Annotated in this window: 8 protein-coding genes and 1 pseudogene; all 9 read left to right on the top strand. The window is 46.6% G+C overall.

Features of this window, described 5'->3' with window-relative positions; genetic code table 11:
- Positions 1–187, top strand: a 187-nt coding sequence (locus V2I46_12110; GenBank protein ID MEE4178240.1) for a hypothetical protein, incomplete at its 5' end; no start/stop codon positions are given.
- A 150-nt stretch (positions 188–337) separates the two neighbouring features.
- Positions 338–1,540, top strand: a complete 1,203-nt coding sequence (locus tag V2I46_12115) for a helix-turn-helix domain-containing protein (protein MEE4178241.1) — start codon at positions 338–340, stop codon at positions 1,538–1,540.
- Between the two features lie 325 nt (positions 1,541–1,865).
- Positions 1,866–3,170, top strand: a complete 1,305-nt coding sequence (locus tag V2I46_12120) for a DUF1214 domain-containing protein (GenBank protein ID MEE4178242.1) — start codon at positions 1,866–1,868, stop codon at positions 3,168–3,170.
- 155 nt (positions 3,171–3,325) lie between these two features.
- Complete coding sequence (locus V2I46_12125) at positions 3,326–4,528, top strand: DUF1254 domain-containing protein (protein ID MEE4178243.1); 1,203 nt, start codon at positions 3,326–3,328, stop codon at positions 4,526–4,528.
- A 12-nt stretch (positions 4,529–4,540) separates the two neighbouring features.
- Positions 4,541–4,861, top strand: a pseudogene (locus V2I46_12130) (DUF1214 domain-containing protein).
- Between the two features lie 17 nt (positions 4,862–4,878).
- A complete protein-coding gene (locus tag V2I46_12135; protein ID MEE4178244.1) occupies positions 4,879–6,411 on the top strand; it encodes a DUF1254 domain-containing protein in 1,533 nt (510 codons plus the stop codon).
- Positions 6,412–6,429: 18 nt separating this feature from the next.
- Positions 6,430–7,962 (top strand): DUF1254 domain-containing protein, encoded by a 1,533-nt coding sequence (locus V2I46_12140; protein ID MEE4178245.1) that lies wholly within the window; start codon positions 6,430–6,432, stop codon positions 7,960–7,962.
- Between the two features lie 64 nt (positions 7,963–8,026).
- Positions 8,027–9,022: an HAD family hydrolase gene (locus V2I46_12145; GenBank protein ID MEE4178246.1), complete on the top strand. Its 996-nt coding sequence runs from the start codon at positions 8,027–8,029 to the stop codon at positions 9,020–9,022.
- Between the two features lie 20 nt (positions 9,023–9,042).
- Positions 9,043–9,774 (top strand): DUF3313 domain-containing protein, encoded by a 732-nt coding sequence (locus V2I46_12150; GenBank protein ID MEE4178247.1) that lies wholly within the window; start codon positions 9,043–9,045, stop codon positions 9,772–9,774.
- Positions 9,775–10,070 lie beyond the last annotated feature (296 nt).

Here is a 10,070-nt window from a genome sequence, read left to right on the forward strand (position 1 = left end):
AATATCTCACGGCAAATACACTCAAACGGTAAGGGTAACCTTAATGACAGCATGCCAAATGAAAGATATCTGCTTTTTATGCGCACTAAAAAGCGGTAACTTTCAACTGGCAGGGCTTGGGCCTGATAAATCCCTTAATTTTCTTATATTTGATAGAGAAATAAACTTCCCAGGTTTCTTAAAATAGGATGTGAAAGGAAAAATTTAAACCAAAGTCCTTTCCGGATTACTCTGAATGAATGCATTACTGCTAAGCCGAGAGGCAAAATGAACGAGTTACAGGTTCCGACGTAATTGTTTTTTAAAGTCTGTAAACAATCCATTATTTTAAAAACCGATGCTGGCATTTTTATCATTGTTTGGCATTTTTCTTTCGCTCCTGCTCCTCATAAATGCCAGGAAATTTCATTCGACGGTTTACCTGAGTTTATTCTTCTTATTTTTAAGTCTTTATGTGCTATACCAGTACATATTGCTGTATTCAAAATCGGTGACCCTGATCAGCTTCTTTTTGTATAATCTGCCCATTGCAGTCGCGCCATTGTATCTGATCGGGCCTATGCTTTACTGGTATGTCAGGAGTGTACTTACCGATGATTCAAGACTGAAGCGCAGCGATATATGGCATTTTTTGCCTTTGGTCATTTTTTTTGTTTCTGCATTACCCGAAGTATTTCTCTCCTGGAACGAGAAAGTTGAACTGGCCAGAAAAACTGCTGAAGATGCTGCATTTCTCGGTCAGTACCAAGCCACCCTGCTGGGCAGATTTGTCCCCCAGGTATGGTTGTTTGCCGTTCGGCTATTTCTTATTCTGGGATACACCCTTTGGTCATTTTACCTGTTGATCAAATACATCAGAAAAAACAAAATATCAGCTGTATTCTCACGGCAGCACTTCGTAAAAAAATGGATGTTTTCTTTGCTTGGCTTTTTACTTATTGTGCTGGCAACGCAAATCCCCATGGTATTTAAAAGTTTCCAGATGCAATTCAGAGAGCTTTTCCTGGCGCTTAAAATAATACAGGGCATTTCATTGGCCGGACTTATAGGGTTGCTCATTTCGCCTTTCTTTTTCCCGTCGATTCTTTATGGCTTGCCCCGCGTTCCTGATCAGGAGCCACCAGCCAATCCGGCAAAAAGCAAAGTGCAGCCTGAGCCAAAAACACCGCGACAGGCCCCCAGTGCATTTGAAACGGATTATCTGAAAAACATAGAACAACAGGTAATCCGTTGCATGAAAGAGCATAAGCCCTATATAAATTCCGAATGTAATCTTTTTTCATTTTCAAAACTCATTGATGTTCCGGCCCATCACCTTGCCTATTATTTCAGAGAATTTAAGGGACAACACTTCAATGAATTCCGAAACAAGTGGCGTATTGACCATGCAAAATCCCTGATCCAGGAAGGAAAGGCCAGTGAGATTACCCTAGAAGCCATAGGAATGCTTTCCGGTTTTTCATCGCGCAATGCTTTTATTACCGACTTCAAAAAATTTGAGGGAGAGCCACCCGGCTCTTATGCTTCGCGGTTTAATTAAGTCACGCTTACTAACTCCCACTACCTGGCGATCCTTTGATTCTCAATCCCTGACTGCCTGCAGATATTCGCCTTAAAGAAACGGCGCATTTACCCAACACCTGAAGCTGAATTTCCCGATTGAAAATTTCCATGTACTGTGCATTGATACCTGGATTTCACGGAAAAATAACCCTTCATACGCTTTCTTGCACGGTTTTTTAAAAACAGTACAAAGGCGAGCCTTCAAAATTTCCGCATTGTTTTTTTCCACACGATATTTGGTGTGGATAAAATCTTAATATTTCTCCAAGGCCCTTTTTCCCGTTTAAAAATTCTGAAAAGCAATGAAAGCGAGAAGACTATCCGTCCTGATTTTCCTGGTTTTAATGGGTTGCCAAGCTGCTCAGGAAAAAGAAAACACCGGTGCTAATCTGATCAAACAAAAAGAGTCGGCACAATATCAACAAGATATGTTGGCCCGTGAATGGCAAATGGTTTCTGAAAAAATGGCTGGATTAGGTCCCTGGCTGATGAGTCAGCCAGGGGTTTTAAAAGACGATCCCCAGGTGGTTTCCGACGGTTACAGATACTTATACACCCTCTTGTATGCCGGAATTAATAATCACTTGCTGAATGCCGACCCTGACCGGCCGAAATTCATCTCTAATTGGGATGATCTGGCAGCATGGGGTTGCAATCAGCGGGACGCAATCTTCCGCTGTGCCAACATTGATCCCAACGGCATCTACCGTGTTGTGTGCAAGCCTCAGGGCGGACTTCCCGTTACGGCTACATTTCAGGCTATGAATAACTTCTGGGTGACAGAAGAGGGCGGCAAAACCCTTTCAACCAGGAATATTTATGATTATAAAGCGAATGAGGATGGTTCTTATGAAGTTATTCTCAGTAAAGAGAAGCCGGTTGATGGAAATTTTTTTCAGCTGAGCGACAGTACAACAGGAATAATTATCAGAGAGTATATTGCGGATGATGAAACCCAGAAACGATTCAGACTGAGCATAGAAAGGATCGATCAACCCCTTACCATCCCTATTGAAAGTAACAGTGGAGAAGAACTGGCCGAAAAGCTAAACAATTCGATAAACATGGTAAAAAATGTGGCATTGGTTTTCCTGGAAATGACCAGGTTAATGCGGCAAACCGTCAATGGAATCAAGGTCATCGAAGATATCAGTTCATATGGGGGGTCTTTGGAGAATAAATATTATTATGGCTCCTGGGACCTGGAACCTGATGAAGTGCTGGCTTTGGAAATGAAACCGGTGGAGGCAGCATACTGGTCATTCACGGCATCCAATTTCTGGTGCCAGTCCATATCCCCAACAGATATCCCCAAAGAGATCAATAATATCGATGCGGTGACTGATCCGGACGGGAAAATCAGGATTCTGATTACACATAACGACCCAGGTTATGCAAACTGGATTTCTACCGGCGGTCTTAAGGTCGGCACTATCACAGGAAGGTTTAATTATCAAAAAGAAGAAGAAAGAGTGACCTGTAAAAAAGTGAAGTTGTCCGATCTTGAGACGGTGATGGCAGAGAACAGTGTAAAAGTAACTTCTGCAGAACGGGAGGAAAATTTGCGAAAGACCAGAATGGAAGTACTTGACAGAATTAACAGGTAAAAAATTACGAATCCCGCAAATTGCTGTAAATCTAACAATTACATGTTACAGAGCCGGGAATTCAATAAAGCCGGGTTTTTCTTTGCACAAACCCAAAAAAATATGAACAGACAAAGACTCACTCATTCTTTCTGTCCAACCAAAACTAATTTGAAATGAAAGCAAAAATCTATTACCTCTTGCCTGGATTCCTTTTAGTGATCCTTGCCATGAGTTGTAACCGGAATGACAGAAGTAATAAAGAAGAAGCACCGGCAGCCAGATTCAAAATGACCACTGATATCCCTGTTTCGGTAACCACCCCCGATGTTGCCGAGACCTCGCTGGGGACTTTAAGGTTTTTCGATGGGTTTCCCGACGATGCTACCGTAAAGAAGGTCTATGACAATCTCGACTTCCAGCGAGGCGTACAGGCATTTCTTACGGCTTTGCCGGCGGCATCCATGTTTGCGACCCGGGAGGGATACCGCACTTTTGGCCCGGACAACCAAACTGTGCTCATCGCCGAATCCTTTCTCGATTCGCGCAGCCTTTACCTCTTAGCGAATAGTGAGACCATCTACCTCACCGTCTGGGTCGATACAAAAAGTGGCCCAATGGTCATCGAAGCGCCACCTGATGTGCTTGGTTTTATTGACGATTTTTGGTGTCGTTATGTGATCGACATGGGCAGGGCGGGTCCGGACAAAGGACAAGGAGGAAAGTATCTGCTGCTTCCACCGGACTTTGCAGGCGAGGTGCCGGAAGGCTATTACGTCGCGCGTTCACCCACCTTTGGGAACTTCCTGTTCCTGCGTGGCTTTCTGGTAAATGGCGACCTGCAACCAGCAGTGGAGAATATGAAGAAGAATTTCCGCATCTACCCCCTGCAACAGACAGAGAATCCGCCTGCGATGAATTTTGTGAACATGTCCGGAGCGTTCTTCAATTGTATTCCTTCCAACGACACAACGTTCTTCGGTGAGGTCAACCAGGTAATCCAGGAAGAGCCTCTTGAGGCCGTTGATCCGGAAATCCGCGGATTGCTGGCCTCTATCGGCATGCAGAAAGGCAAACCCTATGCACCTGATGCCCGAATGAAAGGCATACTCGATGATGCCGTGGCTGTCGGTAATGCAACGGCTCGTGCCATCACCTTCAGCACACGCGATCGTGAGGCTTACTACTACGCTGACAGCCAATGGAAGAATGGATTTATAGGTAACGACATAGAGTTCTCCCCGGGCGGGATTCTCAATCCCGATGCACGGACGTTATTCTATTACGCGGCCACAGGTGTCACACCAGCCATGATGGTGAAGATGATAGGTATCGGCTCGCAATATGCCTTTGCAGAGCGCGATGCCACAGGCAATTAACTCGATGGCGGACAGCATTATCAGCTGCATCTGCCTCATGGTATCCCAGCCAAAGACTTCTGGTCAGTCATTGTTTACGATCCTCAGAGCCGTTCGATGCTCCAGACCGATCAGCAGTTTCCCGGCGCCAGCAGTCAGAAACAAGACATCGTCATCAATCCTGACTCATCTGTGGATATCTGGTTCGGGCCGGAATCACCTCCCGGAAAGGAAGCCAACTGGATCCAAACCATACCCGGCAAAGGGTGGCTGACATTGTTGCGTCTTTATGGCCCGCTCGAACCGTGGTTCGACAAGACCTGGCGGCCAGGCGAAATCGAATTAGTTCAATAAATCAAACAACAAATCAAATGAAAAAAGTCAGTTTAATTCTTGCTTTCATTGCCTTGGCAATAAGCATGATCAGTTGCAAACAAGCCGGAGAACAGGAAAAAGAAACCACCCCTGCGACCGCTTACAAAATGACCACGCCCCTCCCCGAAGGCTTTGAAATTGCTGATCAGGTAGAAAGCCGTTTGGGAGTTTTGAATTTCTTTGACGGGTTTCCCGATGACAACACCGTGGAGAAACTCTATGACAATCTTGATTTCCAGCGGGCTGTTCAGGCCTATTTACTGGGCATTCCTCCCGTAAGCATGCTTGCCATGCGTAATGGATTGACAGAATGGGGTCCGGCAAACAATACGATCATTACATGGGAAAACCTTTTGGATTCACGTGCCCTGGTGCTGACGGCAAACAGCAATAGTCCATACACATGCGTTTGGATCGATTTGAATAATGGGCCCGTTGTCCTTGAAATTCCGCCTAAAGTTTTGGGAATGATCAATGATTTCTGGTCCCTATTTGTTGTTGATTTGGGGATGGTCGGACCCGACAAAGGAGAAGGCGGAAAATATCTGATCTTGCCTCCCGGATACGAGGGAGCAGTTCCTGAAGGATATTTTGTGGTTCATTCGCCTACATTTCAGAGCTTGGTTTTTTACCGTCATTTTGCTGTTGGTGAAGATTTCCGGCCGGCCATCGAAAGTTTGAAGAAAAATGCCCGGGCCTACCTCTTGTCCCAGGCCAATGATCCGCCAGCCAATAATTTTGTAAATGCTTCCGGAAAGAATTTCAAGGCAATAGCGCCATCAGGTCAAGAGTTCTGGGAATATCTAAATGAGGTGGTGCAGGCAGAGCAAACAACATCCTTAGACAGGGTTAGTCTTGGTTTCTTTGCATCCATCGGGATAGAAAAAGGGAAGGCTTTTGCTCCAGATGAACGCATGAAGAAGATACTGGCTGAAGCCACTGTTGTTGGTGATGCAACCGCAAGAGCCCTTACGTATAAAATCCGTAAGGAAGAAATTTACTTTTCAGAGAACGGTTCGTGGCGTCCTTTTTTCGCGGCGGGATACAATTCTGAAAGCCAGCCGAATGTACTGGACATGAATGCCTTTATTGGCTGTTATTTTGTAGGGATGGGTATTAGCCCAGCTGAAGATTTAAAGATGATCGGTAAAGGATCACAATATGCCCTTGCTTATACGGATGCTTTGAGGAATCCCCTGGATGGCGGAAAAAACTACACGATGCATTTGCCCCCGAACGTCCCGGTGGAGGATTTCTGGTCAGTGATCCTGTATGATTACCAGACCCGATCCATGCTTCAGACGGACCAGCAATTCCCAATGGTGTCCAGCCAGAATAAGGAACTCTTGCTGAATCCTGATGCGTCAATCGATGTTTATTTCGGACCGGAAGCTCCGGAAGGCAAGGAGAATAACTGGATTCAGACCATACCGGGAAAGGGGTGGTTCGCCCTTTTAAGGCTTTACGGCCCGAATGAACCCTGGTTCGACAAAACCTGGCTCCCGGGGGAGATCGAATTAATTCCTTAATCCAAACAACCAAACACTATGAAAAAGATCAATTTAATCATTGGGTTCATTGCCCTTGCAATCACAATGATCAGTTGCAAACAAGCCGGAGAACAGGGAAAAGAAAGCACCCCTGCGACCGCTTACAAAATGACCACTGAGATCCCCGCATCGATCACCACCCCCGATGTGGTGGAAACGTCCCTGGGTACCTTGCGGTTTTTTGATGGTTTCCCTGACGATGCCACTGCGCAGAAAGTCTATGACAACCTGGATCTCCAGCGGGGTGTACAGACCTTTCTCACCTGCATACCCCCGGCCTCGGCATATGCCTTTCGTACAGGCATCAGGACTTTTGGACCGGACAACCAAACCGTCCTGATTTCTGAATCGCTGTTGGATGCACGCGGTATTTTTCTCACGGGGAACACGGAAACCGTTTACAATGTCACCTGGTTCGACACCCACGAGGGACCACTCGTGATTGAAATTCCTGAAGGGGTTTTGGGCGTGATTGATGACTTCTGGTTTGGTTTCGTAACCGATATCGGGGCACTCGGACCGGATATGGGCAAGGGCGGGAAATTTCTGCTGCTTCCTCCGGGTTATAATGAACCTGTACCTGAAGGTTATTTTGTCCTCAAATCCAAAACCTACGGAAACTGGTGTTTTTTCCGCGTCTTTATTGAGGGTGGGGATATGAAAACAGCCATCGATTATGCAAAAAACAACTACCGGGCATACCCGCTAAAAATGGCAGCAAATCCTCCGGCAATGAACTTTGTCGACTTTTCAGGAAAATATGTCAACACCGTCCACTCCAACGACTTCTCATTTTATAACGAAGTCAACCAGGTCATCCAGGAAGAGCCGCTGGAGGCCGTGAATCCTGAGGTAAGGGGGCTGCTCGCCTCCATCGGCATTCAGAAAGGCCAACCTTTTGAGCCCGATGAACGGATGAAAAGCATTCTCACCGATGCCGCTGCCATAGGTAACGCCACGGCCCGCGCCATTACCTTTAAAACCCGCGATGAGGAGGCCTACTTCTATCCCAACAGCCAATGGAAGACTTTATTTATCGGAAATGATTATAAATTCTCTCCTGGAGGGGTGCTGAACCTTGATGCCCGTACCTTATACTTTTACTTTGCAACCGGAAGCAGTCCCGCCTGGAGCACGAAGTTTGTCGGGCAACTTTCCCAGTACATCTCCACCGAACACGACGCGACGGGACAGTATCTTGATGGCGGAAAAAATTACAGGCTTCATCTGCCCGGTAATATCCCTGCTAAAAGATTCTGGTCATTTGTGGTTTACGACCCGCAGACACGGTCTTTGCTTCAAACCGATCAGCAATTTCCCAGCATCAGCAGCCTCAGGGAGAATATTGTCGTCAACCCCGACACTTCGGTGGACGTCTGGTTCGGCCCCGAAGCCCCTGCAGGAAAAGAAGCCAACTGGATTCAGACGGTACCCGGAAAAGGGTGGTTCATTATGCTTCGGATATACGGGCCGCTTGAACCGTGGTTCGACAAGACCTGGAAGCCCGGTGAAATAGAATTGGTAAATTAAGATCTGCCTCATTGTCCAAGCAGCATTCAATAAGGAACCTGACAATAAAACGAATAGATTTAAAATGAAAACAGTCAGATTTTTTGCAGTTTTAGCGATAACTGCATATTTAGGTCTCGGGGTTTTTCAATCTTCTGCCCAGGCAGTCATGGCCCATGACGATCCCCTTGCGCTCTGGAATGAAGGTCCAGCAAAAACCTCAATTCTGGATTTCCTGGGCACGGTGACCGATGTAAACAATCCAGGTTTTCTGCCCGTCAATGAGCGTGTGGCTGTTTTTGACATGGACGGCACCATTTTACTCGAGAAACCTGACTTCGTCTATTTCGATTTTGTGATCAGGGAGCTCATTCAACAGATTGAGGAAAACCCTGAATTGACACAAAAACAACCCTATAAAGCGGTGTACGCAAACGACTGGGCCTATTTTGAAAAGCTCAGCCTCTACGGAGAAGAGGGTTTGTATGGATTAATACTTCATGCTTACGACGGGTTTACCGATGAGCAATACAGGGACTCCGCGAAGGCCTATGTTCGCACAGTCATTGATAAACGCTATCAGAAGCCTTACGATCAGCTGTTTTTTGCCCCTATGCTGCAACTGGTCGACTATCTGCACGAAAATCACTTTGAAGTGTACATCGTCTCCGGCTCAGAAACTGAGTTTATTCGTTCCTTTTGTGAAGATGCCGCAGGCATCCCTTCCCGCAATGCGATCGGGACAACGGTGCTGAGCCGTTGGGTAGAAAACGGCAACGAATCTTATTTTGTGCGCGAACACGGGTTTGTAGAACCCGTAAACGATGAAGGAGGAAAGCCGGTCAATATCCTGAACCGGATTGGCAAAGTCCCGGTATTGGCTGTGGGCAATTCAAGCGGTGATTATCACATGCTGGAATACAGTAAAAACGCTCCGCTGAACCTGCAAATGATTGTCAATCATGACGATGCGGATAGGGAGTACGATTATGATGCTGAGATCATGAGACAGATGTGCCTCGAAAATGGCTGGAGAGAAATCAGCATGAAAAATGACTTTAAAGTGATTTTTAACAATTGACGGCCTTTAACTCCATGACAATGAGAAAAACAAAAGCAAACAGACTTATTGAGGCACTTTTCGCCATCTGTTTAATCACCGGTTTGATCAGCTGTAAAACAACGCGGCAGGTAAGCAATGACCGATATAACCATCCGTCCGGTTTCCTGGTTGACTATTCCCAGATGCAGGAAGGAGCCGAGGGTCAGGCAAACCTGGTTTATTTCCGCCCGGGGGCAGATTGGAGCCGATACCATAAGATCTGGATACAGCCCATTGAACTCTGGAAGTCAGACGATCCCAAATCGCCCATCAACAGGGTTTCGCCCGAAAACCGGAAAAGGCTCATCGACCTATTTCATACTTCGCTTTATTACACCTTGTCAGAGCAATACACGATGGTGGAGGAAGGGGGGCCGGATGTGCTGATCGTGCATGCTGCCATTACGGAATTCAGGAGATCAACACCGGTTGTGGGTGAGGTCTCTGCCATCTATCTTCCCTTCAAACTCGTGAGCCTGGGAAAGCAAACCCTGCGGGGTACGGCGATCGGAGTAGGGTCAGTGACCGTTGAAGCAGAATTCTTGGATGGTGAAACCAACGAGCGCCTGGCGGCCATATTGGATGCACGTTCTGGGACTTCGGCCCTTCGAAGCAAGTTCACAAATACCTTTGGCGACATTGAAAAATCCTTTGTTTGGTGGGCAGAGCGCCTGAGAACCCGCATAGAAGAAGAGAAACAGGGCAAGACAGAGGGCAAAACAGCTCTTTGATTGTATTTGGAAGGGCTGCTGAACAGGGCCTTTCATCTAATTGAGCTGAGGCTAGCCCACCAGTACGCCTCTCACGCCGCTGGCGGACAGGCCTCGCATACAGCGGCTCCTTAAGATGGGGGGTAATTCTTTGGTACAGATCAAGCTTAAACCCGGCATGAATGCCAGGCCGGTTGATTTCCGGGGCTAGGCGGGATCCATCACAGGGAAATTATCAATATTATCAAAATTATCAATATTGTCAGTTTCTGATTTTGAGGATATCTGTGTGACGAATAATCACAAGGGGCCTAAGG

This window comes from Bacteroides sp., from assembly GCA_036351255.1.
Lineage (GTDB): Bacteria > Bacteroidota > Bacteroidia > Bacteroidales > UBA7960 > UBA7960.